This is a genomic window from Pseudoalteromonas sp. MER144-MNA-CIBAN-0113 (assembly GCF_040308965.1).
Lineage (GTDB): Bacteria > Pseudomonadota > Gammaproteobacteria > Enterobacterales > Alteromonadaceae > Pseudoalteromonas > Pseudoalteromonas tetraodonis.
The window spans coordinates 1-238 of record NZ_JBEOOG010000586.1 but is presented as its reverse complement, the minus strand read 5'-3'; the positions used below and the strand labels follow the sequence as shown (position 1 = coordinate 238).

The 238-nt window shown below is 40.8% G+C and carries 1 pseudogene; it reads left to right on the top strand.

The features are described 5' to 3' along the window. Positions 1 to 238: pseudogene (locus tag AAEY57_RS21050) on the top strand (TonB-dependent siderophore receptor); the annotation flags it as partial.

Sequence of the window (238 nt, the reverse complement as noted above, 5' to 3'; positions counted from 1 at the left end):
ACTTTGTTGAGGGGGACAGCTATGAGTCTCGTCCTTACGACCGTTTTGACGATTGGCAATTTAAAACTGCATTTATTGATTTTATTGGTGAATTTAAAACAGGTAGCTTACAGCACCAATTTTTAATTGGCGCAAACTCGCTTGATTATTACTACGGGCAACGTCGTACCTCTGCCGACTCTTTTGATTTTTCTGCAGGACAAGCAGAACCATCTCGTCCATCAGTAAGCTATAAAAC